We start from the raw sequence: 23,761 nt of genomic DNA on the forward strand, positions 1-23,761 counted from the left end.
ACGCATGCCTTACAATGGCAAGCGTTCGCTAAGCAAAAACGTTATCGAGGCAAAGGAAACGGGGCACTATGGCTAAAACACCAAGCGGCAAGCCCAAAGCACCATCCATCAAAGATGTGGCTGCGCTCGCCGGCGTATCCGTGCCGACCGTATCCCGTTACTTGAATATGCCGGAGCGAGTCAGCGAAACCAAGCGGCAGGCCATTGCGCAAGCCGTCAGCAAGCTTGGTTACCGCCCTAACGCTATTGCGCGCGCGCTGGTGCGCGAGCAATCCAGTCAATGCTTGGTGCTGTCTTCCAACACCACCCGATACGGTCAAACACAGGTGATTCAAGGCGTGGAAACCGCAGCTCGAGCGGCAGGATTCGCCCTATCCATCGCGCTGATTGCCGAACCGGGAAGTACCAGTGCACAAATCCGCGAAAGTGTGCAGTCCGCACTTGACCATAATCCTGCCGGCGTGGTGCTGTTGAACTTTGATGAAGCCAGTGCGCAGGCGCTGTCGATGATTCCTCGCACTTTGCCATTGGTAAGCGTGGCGGGAGAGCGCAATACGGAAATCGCGCAGATTTCGATGGGGGAGCGCGAAGGTGGATACCGCGTGACCCAGCACCTGCTGCAACGCCTCGCCGAACGCGGCCTCGGCTCCAGCCCTGTGCATTATGTCGGTATTCCTGGCGGCGGCGGTGCCGAAGGCCGTTATGAGGGGTGGCTTCAAGCGTGCCAGGAGGCTGGTGTTCCCATTCCACCGGCTGTGGAAGCCGGATGGGATGTGGATAGCGCGCGCGAAACCGGTCGTATATTAGGGCGCAAGCGCGGTGAAGTCAAGGCCATATTTGCCGGCAACGACGAAACCGCAATGGGTGTGATTCGTGGTCTTGAAGACGAAGGTCTGCGCGTGCCGCAGGACGTGCTGGTCGCCGGATTCGATGATCACCCGGTGGCGCGAATCTGGAACCCCTCAATCACGACCATTCATCAGGATTTCCAAGGAGTGGGTGCCGCTGCATTCGCCATGCTCGCTCCGATGCTCGAAGACGTGTCGCTGGGCCGTGCGCACGGTGAGTCATGGCAGGCGTATCAACGGTTTGAAGGCCATCTCATCGAGCGTGAATCCACTGTGAACGCCTGAGCTCTCCACGCCGAGAATGCCCGGCAGCGTCCGCCTTCGGCCTTAAAATATGTTCTGGCTAAACGGGGCGCACCATCGGAACCTGTTTTCGGTCCTATCAGATGGCGCGTAGAGACACATACGCCGGTTGGTAAACCTGACTTCCATTTTGTTTGAACCAAAGACGTAGAGGAGCTTTCCTATGCCCGAAAATGAGCAGCAGCGCGCGGTTGATGCGGAAAAGATTCCACTGAAACTTATCGGTGCCATTGTAGCCGTGGGTTCACTGGCCTTCATCGGCATCTTGACCGAAACCGTGATGACGGTACTCTTCCCCTCACTGATGCGCGAATTCCATGTTGATACCGCCACCGTGCAATGGATCACCACAATCTACCTGCTGGCCGTGGCTGCCACCATGCCTATCAGCTCGTTCCTGAAGCGTCGCTTCCCGCTGAAAGGCATTTTCCTTGCCGCAGTAGTGCTGGCCATCATTGGTTCCTTGATCATGATTTTCGCCAGCGCCTTCCCGCTGCTGATCATTGCCCGAATCATCCAGGGCATTGGCTCTGGTGTGGCCACACCGTTGATGATCAACATTATTTTGGAACAATCGCCACGCTCCAAGATCGGCCGACTTATGGGTGTCGGCTCCTTGGTTATCACCGTGGCCCCGGCCATCGGCCCAACCGTGGGCGGTGCTGTAACCGCGATTTTGCCGTGGCGTGCCATTTTCGTAGCGGTTATTCCGCTGGTGTTGATTGCTGCATTCATCGGTACGAAATGTATTGAACAGAAGACCCCCACTGAGGCAGCATTCCTTGATCCGATTCAGCTTGGTTCCATTATTCTGGCGCTGGTCGGCTTGGTGCTGGCATTGAACCAAGGTGGCGTGGCCATTAGCGCTGCAGTATCCGGTCAGGCGGCAACCAAGTCTGCTGTAATCGCCATCGTGAGCCTGATCATCGGTTTGGGCTCTCTGATGCTTTTCGCTTTGAGCTCCAAGAAGGCGTTCTCCCCGCTGCTGCGTCTGGGCATTCTGCGCGACCCAGTCGTATTGCTGCACGTCATCGCCTATCTGGTACTGCCACTGGTTGCTATCGGATACGGTTACGTGATCACTAACGTGTCCCAGCTCTCCCTTGGCGTAAGCGCATTCGTGGCAGGCTCCCTCGTGCTGCCAGGCGCCTTGATTGGTGCGGTATGCGCTCCGGTGGGTGGCTGGCTGTACGACCGTTTCGGCGCGGTCAAGCCCATCCTGATTCCTATTGGCATTGCCATTTTGGGGCCGGTGCTGATGCTCATCTTCTCGATGCATTTGACCGCAGGTCTCCTGTGCGGCTTCTACTTCATCTTCGGCTTCTTCTACGCCGTAGGCGCGGCCAACATCATGACCAGCGGATTGTCTGGTGTGCCGCATGAGTTCCGCCCGGACGGCAACGCCATCTTCAACACCTGCCTGCAGTTCGGTGGTGCGGCAGGCACCGCATTGTTCTCCACGATCTTGGCCGTGGCACAGGCGGGAGCTGGCGAAGAAGGCACGCCGCAGTTCGCACACGCCACGGCAGTCGGCGGCGCATGGACCTTCGCCACCATGACCGTAATCTGCATCATCGGTTGGAGCTGCTTGGCCATCGCCTTCCGCATTCGAGCATCTCGCCGGTAAAAAATCCATTTCAGCTCCCCTCAGTGAGGGGAGCTTTTTTATCCGCACCGCGGCCTAGGTTGGTGAAACATGGGAATCGAGAATACGCATAAGCTCATCGTCAACTGCTTGCCCCTGAACGAATCCGAGAAACAGACGTTTGCCAAAGCAGCAAGGAACATACCCCAAGAATTCGTGGGCGATGTTGCCCACCGTACGGATATGGTCTGGCCAGTATCCATTCCTGACGAACTGAGCGCTCAGGCCACTGCCGTCATCGGTAATTTCCCGGTTGATGAAGCCCCACGTTTCCCGCGTCTCGAATGGTTGCAGACGTTCAGCGCCGGCGTAGACTCCTACCTCAAAGAAGGCGTCCTGCCGCGTGGCACTATGGTCACCAATGCTTCCGGAGCGTATGGGCAAAGCGTATCCGAGCACATGTTCGCGCTGATGTGGGCACTGATGAAGAACATCAACCAGTATGCTGCGAATCATACCGCACACCGTTGGCAGGATCAGGGTTCGGTATTAAGCCCTGAAGGCGGCATTGCTTTGGTGATTGGTGCCGGCGATATCGGTTCGCATTTCGCACAACTGGCGCAAGGCGTCGGCATGCGCACCTTTGGCGTACGTCGTCACGCGGATGTTCCGGCAAAGGGCATCGAAAAAATGTATGGTTTCGAACGTTTGGATGCGCTGCTGCCATTGGCCGACGTGGTGGCGCTTGCAGTGCCGCGCTCGCCGCAAACCCATCATCTGCTGGATGCCACGCGCCTGGCTCGTTTGAAGGAAACTGCCATTGTGATTAACGCGGGACGTGGCGACGCCATTGACCCGGACGCCTTGGCCGTGGCCCTCCATGAAGGCAGTATTCACGGAGCTGGTTTGGACGTGACCGAGCCGGAGCCACTGCCTGAAACCAGCCCGCTCTGGGATGAGCCGCGCTGCCTGATTACCCCGCATGTGGCCGGTGGCAATCATTTGGAGAAGACTTCCGAACAGATTATTCGCATCGCACTGGGCAATGTGACCCGCTATGCGCGCCATCAGGAGCTCATCAATCTCGTGCGCAGGTAGGTTCATGCGGTTCGACGCTGCATGACAGCTGCTGTATAACGATGTGGCCCGCAAGACGTCGTTGTCTTGCGGGCCACATGTGTTCAGGAAACGAACAATTGGTGTCAATCAGTACTTGTTGGCACCGTTGCCCTCGAAATCAACCTTGAAACCACGCTGGTAGTGCAGGAACATGGCGGCACCGTAACGATCCACAGGGCGGTGAGTGAACAGCATACGAATGGCGAATGCGGTCTGCACATCTTCAGGCAGCGCAAGAAAAGCCTTGTGCGCATCCCAGTACGGGTTCATGGTGATGGCTGCGTCGGGAACATAGGCGTAACCGTAACCATCCTCATTCACGTATCCCATGAATGGCAGGTCCCAAGCATTGTGGTTGGTCAGCTGGGACTTGAAGTATTCCACTTCGCTGAGCGCCTGATCGCTGATGCCGAAGCTCTTGGCTACCTCATTGGCCTTGGCGGTCTTGGAGGCCGGGTCCTTGCCAAACATATCTGGGTCTACGACGATGACTTTTTCTTCAGCCATGATGGTCCTTTCGTGAGCATGCCGTGCTTCATGGTGAAGTCGGTATTGTTCGATTACGTAGTAAAACGCACATCTATAATCCTTTCTCTTGTGAGAAAGGATGCGCACATTGGTTTGTGCTGGTTCCTTAGCCTAGCATGTAAAATGCTGAAAATAAGCCGTTTAACATGTAATTCATGAGTCGGTAACTGTTTTGGAAGGTATTGTTTTGCTGTGATATTCGCTGTGTTCTTTTTGCGAAAGTGAACATTTACAATGTTCACTTTACTTGGTAAATGAACAACAAAAACGGCCATGCATGATTGAACACATGCATGGCCGGCGTGTCGCGGCAATCGAACTAGGGTCGAATTTGCTTGAGGCTATGACTAATCGGTCAACTCCTGCCCGTTAGCATCCTGATGCCACGGGGATCCGTAACGGCTGGTCAGAATCAGAATGCCTTCCACCAAACCCCAGATGCCGGCGGCAAGCGGTCCCAGACCAAGCAAAATCCAGCCAACTAGTGTGAGCAACAGCTGCGCAACAGCCTTGCCGGTATTGCCAAGGTAGAAATTGTGCACGCCGAAACCACCGAGGAAGATGCCGAGCAGACCTGCGGCCAGTTTGGACTTGGACGAATATCCCATGCCATATGGCGGAACACCGTATTGAGGGGCGCCATACTGCGGAGTGCCGTACTGAGGTTGAGTGTATGGGTTGGAAGTCTGGCCATACTGCGATTGCGCATATTGCTGCTGACCATAGGCCTGATCGTACTGTTGAGCGTAAGGCTGCTGGCCGCCATATGATGTCTGTGCATACTGAGGCTGGCCTGCAGGTGTCTGCTGCTCGTACGGATTGTATTGCGGCTGCGGCTGAGTATAAGGGTTCGCCTGTTCATAAGGATTTGACGGAGTGGCAGTCGAATCGCTTGGCATAGCAGAAGATTCCGGAGCTTCCGGAGTGGCCGGAGTCGCTGGTGTATTGGGATCCGGATTCACCGGAACATAAGGCTGCTGGTCGTTACTCATCATTGGGTCCCTTCTCGAGATGCGTGACGATGGTTCGTCGCTGGTATACATCTTCTCACGTTTTGCCTAGAACAGAAAAATGGCCAGGAATAAACAAAGCTCTGTTACACCAAAATTGACATGCCCCCTTGTTTGGCTCCCCTTGTCAGGGGAGCTGGCGGCGAAGCCGACTGAGGGGTAGTCCCACCAATCTTGGGTTAACAGAGCCATAAACAATGCGCCCGGCGGCTCCTCGCATATCGATACGAACATGGCCGTCAGGCGCTGTGTTAGCCGGTTGCGTTGGAATTATTCGCGCACGAGCTTGATGTGCTCCACATCCTCACGCTTCGAGGCGCGGTAGATTACGAAACGGTTGCCGATGGACTGCACCACTTCGGCACCGAGCTGTTCAGCCAATTCCGCAGCCGCTTCCTTGGCGGTGAGTCCCGAACCGTCCTGCACGGCGCACTTGATGAGCTCATGCTTTTCAATGGTTTCGTCAGCCTGCTTGACGGCAGCTTCGGTCAAATCGTTCTTGCCCACGTAGAACAGCGGCTTCAGCGAGTTGGCCAGTGCGCGCAGCTGCTTGATTTGCTTTTTGGTCAATGCCATAAGAATTCCTTACATTCGAGTAACCACTCGAGCATAGCCGTCAGGCAGGTCATGTGTGCCTGAAGGGCGAGTACAACCGCGATGTGAAACAATGTGTGAAACGCGCACGGCTGATGAAGAAGCCTCCCTAGACAAGATCAGAGCACAATAATCGCCGTAATATATGCGATGATTACGGCCGCGAATATCGCATCGCGCCAGCCGGGGGAGAAGACCCGCCAATGTGTGCGCTGAATTCCCTCCTCGTAACAGCGAGCATCCAACGCCAAACTCAGATTATCCGCATGGCGCAAAGTACCGGCGAATACCGGTACGATGATTGCGCTCATCGCCTTGATGCGTTGCATAGGTGACCCGGTCTCCACGGATCCGCCTCGTGCCGCCTGCGCGTCGACGATGGACTTGGTCTCACCGGTAAGCGTGGGAATGAAGCGCAATGCCAGGCTCATCACCAATGCAATCTCCTGCGTATGCACGCCGACTCGAGACAAAGGCTTCAATAATGCCTCGAACGCGTCGGTCATAGCTGTGGGCGTTGTGGTATTGAGAAACACGGCACCCAAAATAATCACCAGCGCAAAACGGCAGGCATAGAGCACGGCGATCAATACGCCATCCGAGGTGATGAGGAGCGGGCCGAAACTCGCCAGTACCGTACCAGTGCGCACCACTATCAGATTGGCAAGGCTCATCAACGCCAGCAAGGCAAGAATCGGATGAATCACACTCAACAGTCTCACCGGGTTGATTCGCGCGGCTGCAATCAGCGCCAAATTCACGGCAATGCCCAGTGCAAGCTGTGCTGGTGTGCTGACCGCAAACATGGTGAACATCGCCGCGAGGAATCCCACCATTTTCACACGCGGATCAAGCTGCTGCACAAAAGAACGATTCTGATGAGCTTTGGTTGCTGCAGGTGAAGCCGGTACAGCCGTGCCAGCGCTCGCATCGTTGATTTCACGCGAGGTTCCTGCTCCCTGCGGCGGCTCTTCAACTGCGGTTTCATGAGCGTCTGGCATGCGTACCACGCGTTGAGCCAGCGCGAACGCCTCCGCACGATCATGCGTAATGATGAATATGGTTACGCCCTGGCGCTGCAATGTGCGAATCAGCTCATGAATGCGTGCCTTGGCGTGTACATCCAAGCTTGCCGTGGGCTCATCCATAATGAGTACCTCCGGCTGGCAAGCCACTACGCCGGCAATAGCGACCAGACGCTGCTGGCCTCCGGAAAGATCGAAGGGGGAGCGGTTCGCCAGATGCGCGATACGCAGCATATCCAATGCCTGATGCACGCGGCCCTGCACTTCCGACTCTGTTAATCCCTGATTGCGTGGCCCATACGCTATGTCTTCAGCAACGGTATCCGCGAACAGCTGATGCTCAGGATGCTGCATCACATAGCCGACGCGCTTGCGCAATTGCATCAATTGTTTGCGATTTGCGCTTCGCGGCTTTCGCTTGCCACCGCGTTCGAGGGAAAGAGGCACACCGGCCACTTCGATACTGCCGGCAGACGGTTTGCCCAATGCGCACAGCAGTTTCGCCAACGTGGATTTGCCGGAACCATTGGTGCCCATCACAGCCACGGTTTCACCGCGCGGAATAGCAAACGAAAGATTATCGATAACCGTTCGTCCTGAACCGTACCGGAAACTCAGATGCTCAACGCGAATGGCCGGAGCGGAAGCAGCATTGTGAGCGGTATCGTTACGTGCCGCGTCAGCGTCCGAGCCAAGTAAGGGCAAAGAATCGGAGCCAGCGGTAGTGGTTGCGGTACTGTTCTCCTGTGCGTGCAATTCCTGGGCGACTGCAGGATCCGGGCAACTATTAGCGTGGTTTGACTGCACCTGCGGTTGCGCGGCAATTTCAGTAATACGCCCATGTTCCATATGCACCACGCGGTCAGCGTGTGCAGCCTCTTGCGGATGATGGGTTACATGCACAATCGTGGTGCCGCGAGCATGCAGCGCGTCGAGCACGTTCATGACTTCAGCGCGCGCGGTTTCATCCAACATCGCAGTCGGCTCGTCAAGCACCAATATGGCGGGATTCATAGCCAGCATGCCGGCGATGGTGGCACGCTGCTGCTGGCCGCCGCTCATGCGCGTAGGATCGGAATCGCGGTGAGAAGCCAGCCCCACCGCTTCAAGACTTGCATTAATTCGCTCGCCGATACGAGTGCGCGGAATGCCTAAGTTCTCTGGACCAAAGGCTACATCGTCTTCGATTACTGTGGTGACGATTTGATCTTCCGGATTCTGGAATACCATGCCGATGCCCCGGCGGGCGGCACGGTATTCCTCGGCATTCGGACCAGCTTCCGAAGTATATACGGTATGCCCAAGCAGTGTTATTGCGCCTGCGTCGGGTGCGGTCAGGCCCGCAATCAGCCGGGCCAGTGTGGATTTGCCGGAACCGTTGGGACCTACCAAGCACAACCGTTCGCCGGCATATACGGTGAGCGATACATCATCCAACGCCCAGGTTGAGCCGTGGTCATAACTGAATCGAATATGGTTGAGCTCGGCGGCTGACATCTGGGCGTCGGATGAATTCATTGTCGGTAATACTTACTGTTGTTTATGGTCATTACTCACTGCTGCTTGGCGAGCAGGTTGGAGATTGGCTTGTAAATCAGGAAGGTCACTACAGCGTGGATGGCCATTTTAGCCACGTTGAACGGCAGTAAGATCGGCAGAATCATGGCTGCGACTGCGGCGTATGACATGTGTGCGTAAATCGGGGTGATTACCAGATTGCCGAGCAGTGCGGCCACGATAGCCAGCACGGCGCCGGCCAGAATGCCGAGAGCCGCGCCCTTGCGGGAGCGAATCTTACGGTAGATGAGTGATGCCGGAACGGACAGGCACAGTGCCACGAGCACGGCCATCAGCGAACCCCACGGGTCGGCGAACATGTGAGGTACGAAGCCTAGTACGGAAACGATGATGGCGGCGGAGGGGCCGTAGGCGAAACCGGCGATAAGGCACACGATGCCGGACGGGTCGTACTTCAGCCAAGCCACTGGGGTGATCGGGAATTCGATGAAGCTGGTGACCATAGCCAACGCCACAAACAAGGCGTACATGGCGATGCGTCTGGTGGACCAGCGGCCGGAATCAGCCACGCCAGTGGAATGCGAGCCGAGTTTGGTGTTCGTGGCCGAGCTGGCTGCGCCTTCTGCTTCTGGTGCGATAGAACGAATAGCTTGCATGCGAATACGCGAAGATATGCTCATCAGAGCCCTCGTTTCTTCCATCCGGACTGTAACCGTTGGCTCCGGAATCTCACCGGATCAGCCGCTTTCGCGGGTCGCGGGCTTCTGCATGCTCCCGTTATGAATCCCGGGTATGCAGTTACCGCCAGTAAGGAATTTCACCTTCCCTGAAACTGACAGGCATATTCATACGCCATAGTGCGTACAGATGCAAGCGATGTTTCATTCTGGGCATAGGCGCGGGTTGCCTGTGGATAGGGGTATGAAAGGTCGGTCGAATTGGTTTAGCTGTACTGATAGTTGTCCTGACGCATGTCTACACGCGATTTATAAGGGGAGCATATACCCCCGAACTCTCGGCGTGTCTACGTTTCGGACACTGTCCCATTATGTGCGTTTTTTATGCTGTGAGCGTTAACAGAAATGTTCATATTAACAGCGTTAATGATTGAAATGCCAATAATCACTTAATTTCCCACGTTATACATATCTCGAAAATGTGTTTAGTTAACATGCGGTAATAAAGGGCAAGTCAAGCCTGTTTGTCTAGTTATTTCGTCGGGGGGGGGGTAATCATTGAGGCACTTTCACGAATCGTTTACGCCGCGATAAGGAGAGGTGGAGAAGATGCGCGTAGGGCCGGTTGTTTTCAGGTCCCGGAATTCCGCGAAGCCGGAAATGCCGAAACACCCTTGGAAAGGTACTCGTGCCATTGCCGGCGTGCTGGTCTCCGCAATGACGCTGACCTGCGCTATTCCTGCCGCATACGGACAGCCCTCCAGCGGAACCGTTGTATCCGGTTCCACTTCCGGGGTCACCGTTATCTCCAATGGTTCCGTGGTTACCGACAGCACTGTGGTGTCTGCCGCCGAAACACTGAAGCGTACTGCTGGTGCTTCCTCCGCGAAGATTCGTACGGTTCATCAGTTCTCTGATGACTCTCAGAGCGCATTTACCACTACCACCATCCTTGATGGAACCAATGGTGCTGCCGATTCCACTGATAGCACCAGTTCCGCTGATGCAGAACAGTCCGCTAATACTACTGGCGGCAACCAGTCCGGTGATACTTCCGCCACCACGCAGAACTCCAACGGCACCGGTGCCGGATCTGATTCCAATACTGCTGCGAATAATGGAAATCAGGCTGATGATACCGCAGCAGATTCCTCTGCTAGCGGACAAACCAACGACTCGAACAGCTCTGACGATGCTGCTGACGCCTCCGACAGCAATGCCACCCGCGCTGCTGTCACCGCTTTGGGCGGTCGCGACTTTGAAGGCCAGGCCGTTGCAACCATCAACGGCAAAGCCTACATCCTCATCGGCAACGAACAACAGCTGCGCGCCATCGGCTCGAATAAGAAAGTCATCGGTGGCAAGGTATACAAAATCCAGCAAACCGTGGTCAATACGGGAAGCGTGCTGCTCCCGAAACTCGAATGGCAAGATAGCGGCCCAGAGTCGGTGGCCTATGACGGTGACGCTGATCTCACTGATAGCGGCAAACTGCGTGACGAGAATTTTGATGACCATGAAGGCGGTCTGAGCCTTGTTCTGGGTTCAACGCGTACCAAGTACTTCGTCAAGGATGCTGAGGGCAATCGCTTGAGCGTAACGGATAGTACCTATGGTCCGAATACCGGCCAAAAATACTCCGCCACTGCTAACTACATCATCTTCCGTGATATCGATTTGAGCTCGGCCAACTGGTCTCCGCTTATGTTCTCTGGCACTATGCTCGGCGCGATCAGTGCTAGCGCGAATCAGGCCGGCAGCCTGTTCGACACGATTGACCCCGATACACCCGGCGTCAAGAGCAACACCACCAAGCCGGTCATCTCCCACGTCACCGTGAACCAACCGGCCGGCAACCTCGAGGTGGATAAGCAGCAGGGCATCGGCTTCTTTGCGTCAATCACGAGCACGTCCAGCATAACCAGCAGCGGTAATAACAAAGGTGGTGTGCAAAGCCTCGGTACGGTTACCGTCTCGAACCTGAAACTCAGCGATGTGAACGTGGCCAATAATGCCACCGTCGCTCATGTAGATGAGACTCTGGTATCCGGTTTGCTCAAGATAGTTGGCACTCTGCTCGAACCTTTGCACCTTGGTTTGGATGATTTGCTGACCGTGCATAAGAAGAACCCTTCGAACTTCGCCACAGGCGCTTTTGCCGGCCGTATCTACGGTGATGTGAAGGTGACTGGTTGCGAGGTTGAAGACGCCACGGTTGCGAATGTTAAAGATATGACCGGTGGTTTTGCCGGCTATGTGGAAGGCGCAACCCGATACGACATCGCTTCAAAGTCGCTAGGCACACTCATCACGGTGCTCACGAATATTCTGAACGTAATTCCATTCCTCGGATTGGGTGATCTTATCGACTGGCTGCTTGGCAGCACGCTCGGTCTGAACGCTTTGGTGCCGGTTGGCTACTACAATCCGGTGATTTCGGATTCACATGTGACGAATTTCAAGCAAAACACCGTGCTCGGCAATGTTGATTCCGATTATGCGGGCGGTTTTGTCGGCGCCCAGATTGGCACGATTATTGAGAACTCCTCGGTGAGCTCCAAGAACGGTTTTGCCGCCACGGCAAAGAAGTACGCCGGAGGTTTTGCCGGTGTAAGCCGCAACGGTGAGGTCGGTGGTCTGCTCAATTCGTTGGGCATTACGATTCTTTCCGCACTGCGCCCGCAGAGTCTGATTGAAAGCTCGTCGTTGACTTCTGACGGCAAGGTGACCATCACCGCTCAGAATTATGCCGGTGGTTTCGCCGGACGCTTAGCCAACGCCTATGCGGTGAACGATACACTGAACAGCACTATCGTGGTGACCGCCACGGTTTCCCATGCTGGAGGCTTTACCGGCCGCGCTTCCGCCGGCTGGGGTTTGGAAGCCGGCACCGATTCCGATGAGAAAACATCGGATACCTCGCTGATCAAACAGCTGACCGAAATTCTTACCAAACTGCTGGAATCCAATCCGGATGGCGCCGGCGCATTGCTCACCATCGCAGGCGTGAACCCGTCCATTATTCTGGGTGCTCAGATGAGCGGCGATATTACGGTTACCTCTCAAGGCGATTATGCCGGCGGTATTGTCGGCGCGGGTACTGGTACGGTCATCGGCGATTCCTCTCAAGCTCATCTGGAGAAACTGTCGTTCTGGAATCCGAAACTCAGCAATGCGCGTAACTTGCCTCAAGAGCGTTCGACTTCACTCAGCGGCATCGCTTCGGTGCAGGCTGATGGCTCATATGCCGGCGGCATTGCAGGTGATCTCCAACCCACCGAGGTCGTCGGATTGCTGAACAGCGTGGCCAAGATCGGTGATCTCACAACACTGCAGAAGTTCGATCAGTTCGCAGCATTCACTGTGGAGAATGTGCCGGTCACCGGCCCTGATACCGGTTGGACGGTCGAAGCTGGCAAGTATTACGCTGGCGGTGCCATTGGCTGCGCTTCCGGCGGTGACGTTACCAACGTTCAGCTGACCAACGTGAGCAGCGTAACGGCTTCAGGAGAAGCTGGCGGATTCATCGGCTTCTCTGGTCCGGCTGACACGGTTGGTGCTTCCGGACTGAATCTGTTGGGCCTCGTTAAGCTCTCCGGCCTGTTGTCTGTGGCGGAATATTCGTCTGTGGAAGTGCTCCAGTCGAATGTTACCGGCGTTGCCAGCGGCCTGACGGTGACTGCCTCCGGCAAGGCTACCAATAACGATGTCAATACCTATACGGCTGGTGGCTTCTACGGTCAAGCCAATTCGACCAGAACCCGCGAAAGCCATGTGCTGAACCTCAAGTCGGTTACCGCCGACAAAACTTTGTCTGATGGCAAGGCTGGTGGTTTCGTTGGCTATTCGACGATTGGCGGTTTGGTGGATGCCATCAGTGATTCTGAGGATTCCGGTCTGCTGAACAACCCATCGACTGGCAAGCTGATTTCCGTCAATGATCTGCTCGGTGCGGTGCCGTATCTTATTCCGGACTATAAGGACACGACGGTCTCTTATGTGAATGGCGGCTCTGTGGAAGCCGATATTGCTGGTGGCTTTGCCGGCAACTTCCAGAGCGGCAAGGTGAACCAGTTCTCCAGCAAAGAACTGGAAGACGCTGCACTGCAAACGGTGAAGGACCGTGTTGCCACAGGCGATTATGCTGCGGTAACTAATCTCGACCATGTCAGCGGCGGTGCTTATGCCGGTGGCTTTGGCGGCAAGGTTGTTTCCGGAGCATTGGCTTCCGCTGGTAAGGGTGGCGTCAATGTACTCGGCAAGCTCGGCACTGTGCAGCTCAGCAATCTGGTGGATCTGGTGCAGGGTTATGTGCCGTATATCTCGTATGCCAGCGTGAAGTCCGACGATTCCACCGTGGAAACTACGAGCGGCAACAAGCCCACCGACACTAAGAATCCTGGACTTGTGGTGTCCGCCGACCGCATTGATGCCAATGATTCCAACTCCGGTTCCGCTGGTGGCTTCATCGGCTACGGTTCCGGCGTGCAGGTCTCATATAGCAACGTGACCCAGCTGCGCTATACCAAGGTCACCGAGCCGAAGCAGCTTGAAGGCACTGATGGCGGCACTTATTTCGATACCGCCAAGAGCTCCTATGCGGTGAGCGGCAAACGCTATGCCGGTGGCTACATCGGCAAGATGGATATTGGCTCCGCTGCCTCTGTTGGCAATGGTCTGAGTCTGCTCGGCAAGAGCATCCAGCTCACTGACGTGGCCAAAGTACTTTCCGTTGTCGTCTCCACTATCGAGCACTCCGAAGTGACCGGTGACGCAGCCGGCTATGCGGTGCTTGCCAGCGATACCAGCGAAGAGAACACTGCTGTTGGAGACGCAACCCCTACACCCGGCAGCAAGGATAATCCGCTTGGTGAAGCCGGTGGCTTCGCGGGCCGTGTGATGGGCGGTCATATTCAGGACTCCCATGCCCACAACTTCGCGTACATCATCGGCCAGATCACGGCCGGCGGCTATGCGGGCGGCATTGCGCCAGGTGATGCGGCAAAGATTTTGGGCGATCAATCCTCGATTTTGAATGGTTTGGTCGATACCAGCGAAGCACTGGCCTCGGTATTGCAGGACTTCGTGCCGACGATTCGCAACTCCTCTACCGATGCTGTGCCCTGTGGCGGTGCGGTTCGTGCTGAGGCTGTTTCCTCCGACGGCATTCGCCGCGGTATGGCAGGCGGATACGTTGGCCATAACGAGGGCGGCCACATTTGGGGCAACAACAGTGCCAGCTGGAAGAGCGAGAACGATTCGAACGGCTACAACGGGCCCAAGAACAAGGCCTATGCCGCGCGCATCCGTTCCGTCTACGGTGCCGAACTCGCCGGCGGCTTTACTGGATTCATGGAATCCGCCGATACCGCTGAAACCGGTAGCCTGCACTTGCTGTTCGGCCTGATCAAGGTTGATAACCTGCTCGGCGCGCTGAAAATGGCATACCCGACCGAAGAGCATTCGGAAGTCACCGGTCCGCTACGCAACCTCGACCTCGACACCTGGAATGCATGGGTGAAGGCCGTGGGCCTGAACGGCGCATACGGCAAGGAATTCGCCGAACTCATTAAGAACTCCGGCAAAATCGACTCCATCGACAAGCTCAACGACTACATCTATGGTTTCAACGTGGTGGCTGGTCGCAGCGCATATAAGGGCGATGCCGGTCAACTCGACTCCGGTGTGGCTGGCGGCCATGTGGGTCTGATGCGTACCGGCACCATCACCGATGGTCAGTCGATGGACGTGAAGACGGTGTCCGCATTCCGTGCTGCCGGTGGTTATGCCGGCACAATGGAAGCCGGAACCGCAGCCCAGTTCGGTTCCGTTCAACTGCTTGGTGATAAAGGCTTGAAGCTGAGTCTTGCTCAAATGCTTGGCGTGGCACAGGTCTTCGTGCCTGCAGTCAAGGCATCCAGCGTGACTGGCTACCGCAAGGGCATGAAGGTTGCCGCAACCGGCACGGATATCGAACACGGCACTGGTAACGCTGGTGGTTATGTCGGCCTGGCTGTGGGTGCTCAAATTTGGGGCGACCGCAAGAAAGACGGCAGCAAGGCATCGTCTGTTGATGAAGCCTTGGGTGCGAACGTAACGAACCTACGTAAGGTGTCCGGTCGCAACAACGTAGGCGGTTACGTGGGTATCGCTACCTCTGGTTCCGTTGCTGACGTGAATACGAATGCCTCGAGTGGCTTCCTGCAAGGCGTGCTCGATACGCTGATCCAGAACGCCAACCCGGGTGGGCTGGTGAACGTGCTGCAGGCTACGGTAGTCACTATTCGCGGAGCACACGTAAGCGCTGATGATTCCGATTGGGGCTACACGGTCGAAGGTTCCTACGCGGGGACTGATGGCTCCACGCAGTATGCCGTCAACGCCGGTGGTTTCGCTGGTTCGTTGCAGGCTGCGATTTTGGGTGATAAGGATTCGGCCGCCGCAGCCGCCGATGCATCCCAGGATATTGCCTCAGTAACCGTATCCGACCTGCGCGCAGTGGACGGCGGCCAGTACGCCGGTGGCTTCTTCGGCTTGGCCGACGTGTCCAGTGTGGCTTCGGTGGGTGGCAACACCGCCGGCACCAGTGGTGATACGAACTTGGTGTTGAAGCTGCTCAAGGTCGGCAATATTGGCGTGCTCGAGGCATTCCGTACGTTCATCTACGGCGGTCACGTTGCCGGTGTGCCGGACGGCATTCAAGTCAAGGCGCACACTGCGCAGACCTATGGCCTGCTTGACAATACACGCTTCACCGGTGCTGCCGGTGGCTTCGGTGGTGGTCTGATTAACGGTTCCGTGAAGAAGTCCACGGTCACTAACCTCAACAGCGTCACCGGCTTGAACTATACAGGTGGCTTCATCGGACATCTCGGCAAGTCCGGCACAGTAAGCGCGGATAGGGTATCCGTGATTCCTGGTGTCGACAATAATGCGGGCAACCTTGTTGGCTTGACCGCTGGTTTGCTCGACATATGGGGCTCTCACATCGAGGAATCCTCTGTTTCCGGTATTAGTGCCGGATTTACAGTAATCGCTACGCATAATAACGAGGACTATGGCCGTAAGCACTCACTGTCTGATGCCGACCACCGCAAGGGCGCTGAAATCGCGGGCGGTTTTGCAGGTTTTGCCGACCTCGCGCGAATCTCCGGAAGTAAGGTGACTGGGCTCAAGAAGGTCTCCAGCGGTGAACTGGCGGGTGGTTTTACCGGTCAGACCACCAAGGCATACCTACTGGATACCGGTGTGAATTCCGCGCTCGTGGAAGTGCTGCTCAAGTTCATCGTCAATCCGTTGCTTGATTTGTTGTACGTCAACAAAGCGGAGCATCTCACCGATGCGGTGGCGAAGTACAAGGAGCAGCATCTCAAGTGGCTTACGAAGTACATTGATCTTGATTTGTTCGCCAAGGGCGACGTGATTTATCTGAACCTGCTCGGTTTGAAAATCAGTGTTGCACTTGACAAGCATGGTACCGAGAACGATGACTCTGATGACACCGCAATCATCACTATCGGAGACTCGAAAATCGAGGTTGGCTGTTCTAAGAAGAATGGCGTGGAAACAGATCCGGACTCCGATTCGGTGAAGAACGTAAAGTTGCAGCTCATCAAGGCCAATCGTACGAAGATCGGTACTTCCTCCGTGCAGGGCATTGCCGACGGTTACGACGTGTTCGGCGGCGACGCCACGCAGGATGCGAACGGTACCGGTGCAACCGGTTACGCCGGTGGTTTTGTTGCCGTGAATGATGAAGGTCTGCTCGAGAACAATGACATGACCTATGCCGACACGATTCGTGGCACGAGCGGCTTGGTCGGTCCGTTCTCCGGTAAGACGAACCTTGAATCCGTGTACAGCTTCAATACCGTGCACGGCATTGAAGGCAACGGCAACACGTACCACATTTACCGTGATGTGCCGGCAAGCTGGTCGTATGCGCTGACCAAGGATAAGCAGCAGTTCACCAATGGCTCGCATATGGACAACACGCTTGATAAGGGCAATCCAATCGACGTGACCGGTGCGCTGCAATTGCCACTCAACCGTTACGACGTGGCGCATCTTGCCTACACGAAGGATTCCAACGGCAACGATGTGGAACCGTTTATCAAGCAGTACGCCGACTACGAGGGTGCGATTGTTGCCAACAATATCGGTGGTTCGAACACCGGTCAGTCTGCTCAGGGCGTGGCCAACCATGCACAGGCATTGAACGTATATGTCTCTGCGGCAAAGGCCGTGCTCATGCTCGATACCGCGGTGTCCGACAACAATGGCGGCTTCACCCCTGAACCGGATGACGGTCAGGACCCCTGCGGCAAGGAGGGCTGCCAGACCGTGGACCTCACGCTGCAGAAGGTGTGGAAGGATTACGGCCGCGTGACGCGACCGGATTCCATCGCCCTGAAAATCACGGCGACCTACACCAACGAGGCGGGGGAGAAGGTTACGCCGGAGTCCATTCAGTGCTTCGATGGCGACTGCAAGGCCGTGGAGCAGAAGAACGGCTGGACCGTGGTGTTGAATTCCTCAGATGGTTCCCTGTGGAGCAGCACCTGGCGCAAGAAGATTACCGGTCTACCGGTGGCTTTCAAGGACAATGCCGGCAAGCTGCACTACTACACGTACACCGTTGCCGAAACCTGGATGATGTTTGGCAAGGGGGATGTGACCAAGTGCACGACCTCTGCTGGAGCGGATGCTAAGGAAGGCTGCAAGACGCCAGCCGATGCCGGTTACTCGGTGTCCGTCTCGTATGCGGCTGACCCGAACAACACCACAGGTGATCCGAATAAGGAATACGTGGCCACGGTGACCAATTCCGTGCCGCTGCCCGAAACCGGCGGTCAAGGCACGATGTGGTTCGCGTTGTTCGGCCTACTCCTGCTCGGACTCGGTACCGCGTGGTACCTGCATGCAAACGCGAACAGCGGCGCTAGCGGCTCATCCCGCAAACGCGGCCGTCATGCGGTTGCATAACTTCAAGATTTCCGCAGCCTCGGTTGCGGCCAACCAATGTCAACCAACGTCGCTTCCCGGATGAAGGCCGGAAGGCAACAATAGGAGAAAGGAACCAGTGATGAACTCACTGACCAAGAAGCTGGCGGCGGGCGTTATCGCCGCGGCCACGATGCTCGGCATCGCCGGCCTCGGAGCCACCACCGCCAATGCGGATGCCGCTGCGTCTGATGGTGTTATCAAGATCAGCAGCTCCAGCGCTGAATTCAACGGTAAGACTGTCACCGCCTACCAGATGTTCAGCTACGACAAGGCAGCCGTGGGCAACGGTACCGCTACTAACGCTGGTTACAAGCTGATTGACAGCTGGGATGCGTTCTTCAAAGCTAAGGCTACTGACTTCAGCCTGGGTACCGTTACCGATGACAATGTCAAGCAAAAGGCTTACGACTACGTCTCCGGTTTGAAGGATAAAGCCCTCGTAGAGTTCGCCAAGACGGCTTCTGACTGGGCTAAGGTTAGCACGAATGATGCGGCTCTACAGGCCGCCGGCCTCAAGCACACTGCTGATGCTACTCAGAATGGTAAGCAGTACACGGCAACGATCGACGGCCTTGCCTACGGCTACTACGTGGTTAGCCCGCAGAGCGGTTCCACCGATACCACGGACAAGCGTGGAACCGACGCCATCCTGCTCAATGTGAAGAACAACACTGCTGTGGAGCAGAACTTGAAGTCCACCTACCCGACTGTGGAAAAGACCGTCAAGAACGGAACTGAAGACTCCAACCACAACAGCGCCCAGATTGGCGATAAGGTGGAGTTCAAGCTTGTCTCCACCGTGCCGGATATGTCCGAGTACACCAAGGGCTACACCTTCAAGTTCACCGATACCTTGTCCAAGGGCCTTACGCTGAATGGCGTTACTGGAACCGATGGCAACAAGACCTTTGCTCCTACCGTGAAGATTGATGGCGTCGATGGCGATTTGGTTAAGGGCACTGACTACAACGCTACCGTCGTGGAAAATGAGGATGGCATCACTTCCCTGACCATCGAAATGGTGAACTTCAAGAGCAAGCAGCAGTACGTCGGCAAGGCCATCACCGTTGAGTACTCCGCGACCTTGAACGAAAACGCTGTAGTCGGCACGAACGGTAACGACAACACCGCTAAGGTGGTGTACAGCAACGATCCGAGCACCGATGGCACCGGCGAATCCCAGGAAGACAAGACCTACACCTACGACTTCAACTTCGGCATCAACAAGGTGGATGCCGAAAATGCAAACAAGAAGCTTGAGGGTGCTCAGTTCGAGCTGCAGGACTCTACCGGCAAGAAGATTGACCTGGTAAAGGTTTCTGACAACACCTTCCGTCCGAAGGCTAAGGACACTGAGGCCGCTGCAGAAGATACGGACGTCAAAACTGATGTCAACGGTGTTCTGAACTTCACCGGCCTGAAGGAAGGCACCTACAAGGTCGTGGAAACCAAGGCTCCGGAGGGCTATAACAAGCTCACCGCTCCGATCGAGGTGACTATCCACGCCAATTACGATGCAGAAGGCAAGCTGACCGATTGGGGCGTCACCAAGTCCGGTGAAACCTACAACAAGGACAACACCTCCACCACCATCACCGTTGAAAACAAGAAGGGCATTGAGCTGCCGTCCACCGGTGGCATGGGTACTGCTCTGTTCACTGTGTTCGGTGTGCTGATTGTGGCTCTGGGTGCCGGCTGGTACGTGAAGTCCAACCGTAAGGCCTCCAAGCACGCTGCCTGAGCCGGTCACAGACTCCTCCAAGAGTGAGTTGTGAGCCAGAGTGAAATACTCTGGCTCACCGCTGACGGGGGAGCCCAGGAAAAGGAAATCCATGAAAAAGCTGCGCGGCATTGCGCCACTGCTGGTCATTGTAATAGGGCTTGCCGTCCTGTTTTACCCGACCATCAGCAACTTTCTCGTTATGAAGAACGCCTCGCGCGCGGTCACCAATTATGATGCCGCCACCGAGTCCATCTCCGACGAGGAGTATCAGAAGATGCTCGATGCCGCGCACGCCTACAACGAACAATTGGCCGCCAACAATGCCGGAGCCACGGATGCGCTCGCCGCAGCCGTGAACACCGAGGCGGTCAGCGAGGAATACAACAAGCTGTTGAACCTCGATGGCGACGGCATGATGGGATACATCACCATCCCACGACTTAAGGAAACCATGCCCATCTACCATGGCACCGCTGAAAAGGTACTGCAGGTAGGCATTGGTCACTTGGAGCAAACCTCGCTGCCGGTCGGCGGCGAAACCACGCATGCGGCACTCTCCGGTCACCGAGGATTGCCCACCGCCAAACTGTTCACCGACTTGAATCTGATGAAGAAAGGCGACCGTTTCTACATCAAGATTCTTAAAGACACGTACGCGTATCAGGTCGATAAAATCACCACGGTGCTGCCCACCGACACCAAGGAACTTGCCATCGAACCCGGCAAAGACCTCGTGACCCTGATCACCTGCACCCCATACGCGGTAAACACGCACCGACTGCTCGTGCGCGCTCACCGCATCCCATACACCCCAGAACAAGCCGAGGAAGCCAAGCCCACATTCCGTGTGGACATTCCTCTGCAATACCTGCTGCCCTCCATCGGCCTCATCGCACTGCTCGCCGGTTGGACCATATGGCAGCATCGCACACGACGCCGTGCGGCAGCCGCTGCCGATAGCGCTGCCAGCACTATCAGTACCGCAGCATCAGCATCACAACAACTTTCAGAACTTCTAGAAACCAGCACCACAGACGAATCACACGGGAAAGGGCGGACCAGACATGGCAAGCATGCATAACAGCCGGGGCATTGCGGCACGGCACATGCTCGGCGCGATTATCAGTCTCGCCGTCGTCCTGTCGCTGATCGTTACAGGAATCACCGCCGCCATCATTACGCCGCAAGCACAAGCCGCCAACGTGGGCAGTCTCACCATCGATGCGGTATGGGATCGCGGAGAAATGGATGCTACACCGCTTGCCGGTGACACCTATGCCATCGTGCGCGTCGCCTCCGTGGACTTGGATGACGTCGGCAATATCGCAGACTTCCATATGCTCGAGCCGTTCACCCAATTCGAACAGAACTGGGAGAGCATCACATCATCCCAATACCATGACGCCGCAGTCAAAATCGCGGGCTATGTGAACCAGCACAACCTGTATGCCCAGTCCGCCGTCACCAACGTCAACGGTAAGGCATGGTTTACCGGGTTGCCGCTCGGCCTGTATCTGGTAGAACGTACAGGAACAGCCGATGCCAATACACAGTACGACTGCGATCCATTTCTCGTAGCCATTCCCGGCAACGACAGCGGCACCGCATTGCTTGATGTCACCGCAGAACCCAAATTCAGCGAACAAGGCACGGTAACGCCTCCGACGGATGAGCTTACACCGAAACCGGAAGCACCGGCCAACACCGGTTCGGCAGTTAAGGATATCGCCATTGCCGCTACCGCACTGGCCGTGATTGCTTTGCTGATTGGTTGCTGTCGCCGCCGCGATGCAGAAAACTGAACACCGCTCGTGTGAGCTAGGGAACAAGTGTGCATAGAATGGAACCCATGAGTGAAAAGCACGCCGCAAAGCGAACCATCAACAAACTTGCCCTGATCGTCACCACGTTCAAGCGTCAGCAGTTGCTTGAAGTGCTGTTCGATTCGATTCTGGCGCTGGAACAGGCCCCTTGGCGCATCATCATCGTCGACAACGAGCACTCCGAGAAGACTGCAGACATGGTCAGCGATCTGACGGCCAAAGTCACCAACCAGTGGGGAACCACGGTGGCTGATCTTTCCGGCAATGAGAATCGCGTGGTGTATGCCCCGCAGGCCGAGAATCTTGGTGGTGCGGGTGGTTTCTCCGCAGGCGTGAAGAAGGCGTACGAGCTCGGTGCTGAATGGTTCTGGGTCATGGACGATGATGTAGCCGTGCTCCCAGACGCCATCGACAAGCTCGCCAAGTGGACCGACAAGCACGAAGTCATTCAGGGATCCCGCTATGACTACGATGGCGGCCCGTTCTACTGGCAGTACGATTTCAACGTGCCGCTTGGCATCCCCAATCCGATTGCCCCCGCCGCATTCGGTCCTGCTGGATACCGCGTGATGGACACGCTGTGCTTCGAAGGCGGCCTGTTCAACCGCCGCGTGGTCAAGGCCATCGGTTTGCCGGATCCACGCTTCTTCATCTACTGGGATGACACGATTTACGGCTACCGTGCCAGCAAGGTCACCAACCCGATTGTGGTGCCGGACGTGATTCTGCGCCGCACCCGCGAAATCGGGAATTGGGATATCGCCGGCGTGCGCCAGCTCAACTCCACCTCCGACATGAACCGTTACCACATCATGCGCAACCGTGGATACATGGCCCGTTACTTCATGGTGCACGGCGACTTCCACCCGCTGATTTTCGGTTTCGGCACGTTCTTGACCGCAGTCAAGGAAGTGATTCGCCTGGTGATGGTGGATCGCGAGCATGTGAAAACCGGTCTGGTGAAAATCGTCCAGGGTTGGTGGGACTCCCGCAAGCTGCTGCACGATCCCAACTGGAAGCCGATGCCTCCGCTGGAGTAAATGACGAGCAATTGTAAGGCTCCCTTGACAAGGGAGCCTTTGTCCTACTTATGAATGAACAGGCCGCCGTCGCCCCAAGCCCATTCGCCTTGGCCGGCACCAATCTGGAAGTGCAGTTTGGCAATGCCCAAATCATTCAGCGCATAATGCTCATCGCCTGCAGTCGGGTCGATATGTGCTGCCGCAGTGTCATCGTCGGCATTGTAGGAGAAAGTGATGGGCTGGCGGTTCATCGCACTTGGCGCCTTCATCGCAGCCTCAACACCGGCCTTGAACCAATCCGGAGCGGCAGCACGTTCTTCATCGCTCATTGTGGCGGTGAACTGTTCATAGGTTTTCGTCGAACGATGCACGCGCTGACGTTCGCATAGCTCCTCATAAGTCATCGACTGATAGGCCAAATGATTCTTCGGGTGGCCGACAACCACGGCAAGCAGCAGTTCTTCATTGTTGGCAATACGGCAATGCTTGGCAGCCTCAGCCTTATCCCAGGAGCCGGCCACCCATAATGTAGCCAAGCCGCGCAGCGTTGCGGTAAGCACCACGCGTTCGGCATAGAAGCCGGCTCGTTCCTTCGCCTGCTCATCATCTCTCGGAGCCACCAAAGCGAGGTAGTTTGCCGCTCCAGTCAGATGACCGGATGCATTGGCTTCAGCAAACACCTTGGGCTGATTACGCACCAGTTGAAGGTTGAGATTGCCGAGCAGGTTGACTGGCTGCAGTGCCATGTCAAGCTGACGTGCCGCATCGTCATCGATTGGCTCGTCGTCATAGGCGCGCACGGCGGTACGAATATTGATTGCATCAATAAGTTGGTTATGTTCTGCCATACCTCCAATTATCACGCGTTTAGTGCTGGAGCAGCATGTGCAACACCCGAGTTTTACGTGTACCGCATGAAAATAGCTACGTAGCCATTGCATACGGTTGCAACGCGTGGTCAAAATCTTTGGTTTGCGCTT

14 protein-coding genes and 1 riboswitch are annotated in these 23,761 nt (G+C 56.0%); of the genes, 8 read left to right on the plus strand and 6 right to left on the minus strand.

Going from position 1 to position 23,761, the window contains the following annotated elements:
• The first annotated feature begins 68 nt into the window (after positions 1–68).
• The 3 genes from Tam1G_RS01740 (at position 69) to Tam1G_RS01750 (ending at position 3,834) form a co-directional block, all read left to right on the plus strand.
• A complete protein-coding gene (locus Tam1G_RS01740; RefSeq protein WP_101625236.1) occupies positions 69–1,133 on the plus strand; it encodes a LacI family DNA-binding transcriptional regulator in 1,065 nt (354 codons plus the stop codon).
• A gap of 181 nt (positions 1,134–1,314) precedes the next feature.
• Positions 1,315–2,778: an MFS transporter gene (locus tag Tam1G_RS01745; RefSeq protein WP_033890268.1), complete on the plus strand. Its 1,464-nt coding sequence runs from the start codon at positions 1,315–1,317 to the stop codon at positions 2,776–2,778.
• Positions 2,779–2,847: 69 nt separating this feature from the next.
• Positions 2,848–3,834 (plus strand): D-2-hydroxyacid dehydrogenase, encoded by a 987-nt coding sequence (locus Tam1G_RS01750; RefSeq protein WP_165781863.1) that lies wholly within the window; start codon positions 2,848–2,850, stop codon positions 3,832–3,834.
• A 108-nt stretch (positions 3,835–3,942) separates the two neighbouring features.
• Here Tam1G_RS01750 and Tam1G_RS01755 read toward each other — a convergent pair whose 3' ends face one another.
• The 5 genes from Tam1G_RS01755 to Tam1G_RS01775 all read right to left on the minus strand — a co-directional run bounded on the left by Tam1G_RS01755 (position 3,943) and on the right by Tam1G_RS01775 (position 9,210).
• Positions 3,943–4,362 carry a hypothetical protein gene (locus Tam1G_RS01755; RefSeq protein WP_033890271.1) on the minus strand — a complete coding sequence of 140 codons (420 nt, stop codon included), beginning with the start codon at positions 4,360–4,362 and terminating at the stop codon, positions 3,943–3,945.
• Between the two features lie 368 nt (positions 4,363–4,730).
• Entirely contained in the window at positions 4,731–5,378 is a 648-nt protein-coding gene (locus Tam1G_RS01760) for a TM2 domain-containing protein (protein WP_242689602.1), read from the minus strand.
• Between the two features lie 285 nt (positions 5,379–5,663).
• Positions 5,664–5,969, minus strand: coding sequence for a YhbY family RNA-binding protein (locus Tam1G_RS01765; RefSeq protein ID WP_033890273.1), 306 nt, complete (start codon positions 5,967–5,969; stop codon positions 5,664–5,666).
• Between the two features lie 137 nt (positions 5,970–6,106).
• Positions 6,107–8,530, minus strand: coding sequence for an energy-coupling factor transporter ATPase (locus Tam1G_RS01770; protein ID WP_101625237.1), 2,424 nt, complete (start codon positions 8,528–8,530; stop codon positions 6,107–6,109).
• A 35-nt stretch (positions 8,531–8,565) separates the two neighbouring features.
• Positions 8,566–9,210 carry an ECF transporter S component gene (locus Tam1G_RS01775; protein ID WP_033890276.1) on the minus strand — a complete coding sequence of 215 codons (645 nt, stop codon included), beginning with the start codon at positions 9,208–9,210 and terminating at the stop codon, positions 8,566–8,568.
• Positions 9,211–9,215: 5 nt separating this feature from the next.
• A riboswitch (FMN riboswitch) is annotated at positions 9,216–9,368 on the minus strand.
• A gap of 499 nt (positions 9,369–9,867) precedes the next feature.
• Here Tam1G_RS01775 and Tam1G_RS01780 point away from each other — a divergent pair.
• From Tam1G_RS01780 to Tam1G_RS01800, 5 genes are all read left to right on the plus strand, one after another.
• A complete protein-coding gene (locus Tam1G_RS01780; RefSeq protein ID WP_242689603.1) occupies positions 9,868–18,192 on the plus strand; it encodes an LPXTG cell wall anchor domain-containing protein in 8,325 nt (2,774 codons plus the stop codon).
• 100 nt (positions 18,193–18,292) lie between these two features.
• The gene (locus tag Tam1G_RS01785; protein ID WP_101625238.1) at positions 18,293–19,954 is read left to right on the plus strand and encodes a SpaH/EbpB family LPXTG-anchored major pilin; all 1,662 of its coding nucleotides are present in this window, start codon (positions 18,293–18,295) and stop codon (positions 19,952–19,954) included.
• A 91-nt stretch (positions 19,955–20,045) separates the two neighbouring features.
• Positions 20,046–21,017 carry a class C sortase gene (locus Tam1G_RS01790; RefSeq protein WP_101625239.1) on the plus strand — a complete coding sequence of 324 codons (972 nt, stop codon included), beginning with the start codon at positions 20,046–20,048 and terminating at the stop codon, positions 21,015–21,017.
• Positions 21,001–21,738: an isopeptide-forming domain-containing protein gene (locus Tam1G_RS01795; RefSeq protein ID WP_101625240.1), complete on the plus strand. Its 738-nt coding sequence runs from the start codon at positions 21,001–21,003 to the stop codon at positions 21,736–21,738. Before Tam1G_RS01790 ends, Tam1G_RS01795 begins: the two co-directional genes overlap by 17 nt.
• Positions 21,739–21,785: 47 nt before the next feature.
• On the plus strand, positions 21,786–22,799 hold the full coding sequence (locus tag Tam1G_RS01800) for a glycosyltransferase family 2 protein (RefSeq protein ID WP_101625241.1): 1,014 nt from the start codon (positions 21,786–21,788) through the stop codon (positions 22,797–22,799).
• A gap of 44 nt (positions 22,800–22,843) precedes the next feature.
• Here the strand turns inward: Tam1G_RS01800 and Tam1G_RS01805 are convergent, their stop codons facing one another.
• Positions 22,844–23,629 (minus strand): nitroreductase family protein, encoded by a 786-nt coding sequence (locus Tam1G_RS01805; protein WP_101625242.1) that lies wholly within the window; start codon positions 23,627–23,629, stop codon positions 22,844–22,846.
• Positions 23,630–23,761: the final 132 nt, after the last annotated feature.

Origin of the sequence: Bifidobacterium imperatoris (assembly GCF_002860405.1) — a bacterium.
Classification (GTDB): Bacteria; Actinomycetota; Actinomycetes; order Actinomycetales; family Bifidobacteriaceae; genus Bifidobacterium; species Bifidobacterium imperatoris.

Coding starts and splice junctions, on each gene's coding strand:
- Tam1G_RS01740 (WP_101625236.1), top strand. CDS start 69: ATGGCTAAAACACCAAGCGGCAAGCCCAAAGCACCATCCATCAAAGAT.
- Tam1G_RS01745 (WP_033890268.1), top strand. CDS start 1,315: ATGCCCGAAAATGAGCAGCAGCGCGCGGTTGATGCGGAAAAGATTCCA.
- Tam1G_RS01750 (WP_165781863.1), top strand. CDS start 2,848: ATGGGAATCGAGAATACGCATAAGCTCATCGTCAACTGCTTGCCCCTG.
- Tam1G_RS01755 (WP_033890271.1), bottom strand. CDS start 4,362: ATGGCTGAAGAAAAAGTCATCGTCGTAGACCCAGATATGTTTGGCAAG.
- Tam1G_RS01760 (WP_242689602.1), bottom strand. CDS start 5,378: ATGATGAGTAACGACCAGCAGCCTTATGTTCCGGTGAATCCGGATCCC.
- Tam1G_RS01765 (WP_033890273.1), bottom strand. CDS start 5,969: ATGGCATTGACCAAAAAGCAAATCAAGCAGCTGCGCGCACTGGCCAAC.
- Tam1G_RS01770 (WP_101625237.1), bottom strand. CDS start 8,530: ATGAATTCATCCGACGCCCAGATGTCAGCCGCCGAGCTCAACCATATT.
- Tam1G_RS01775 (WP_033890276.1), bottom strand. CDS start 9,210: ATGAGCATATCTTCGCGTATTCGCATGCAAGCTATTCGTTCTATCGCA.
- Tam1G_RS01780 (WP_242689603.1), top strand. CDS start 9,868: ATGCCGAAACACCCTTGGAAAGGTACTCGTGCCATTGCCGGCGTGCTG.
- Tam1G_RS01785 (WP_101625238.1), top strand. CDS start 18,293: ATGAACTCACTGACCAAGAAGCTGGCGGCGGGCGTTATCGCCGCGGCC.
- Tam1G_RS01790 (WP_101625239.1), top strand. CDS start 20,046: ATGAAAAAGCTGCGCGGCATTGCGCCACTGCTGGTCATTGTAATAGGG.
- Tam1G_RS01795 (WP_101625240.1), top strand. CDS start 21,001: ATGGCAAGCATGCATAACAGCCGGGGCATTGCGGCACGGCACATGCTC.
- Tam1G_RS01800 (WP_101625241.1), top strand. CDS start 21,786: ATGAGTGAAAAGCACGCCGCAAAGCGAACCATCAACAAACTTGCCCTG.
- Tam1G_RS01805 (WP_101625242.1), bottom strand. CDS start 23,629: ATGGCAGAACATAACCAACTTATTGATGCAATCAATATTCGTACCGCC.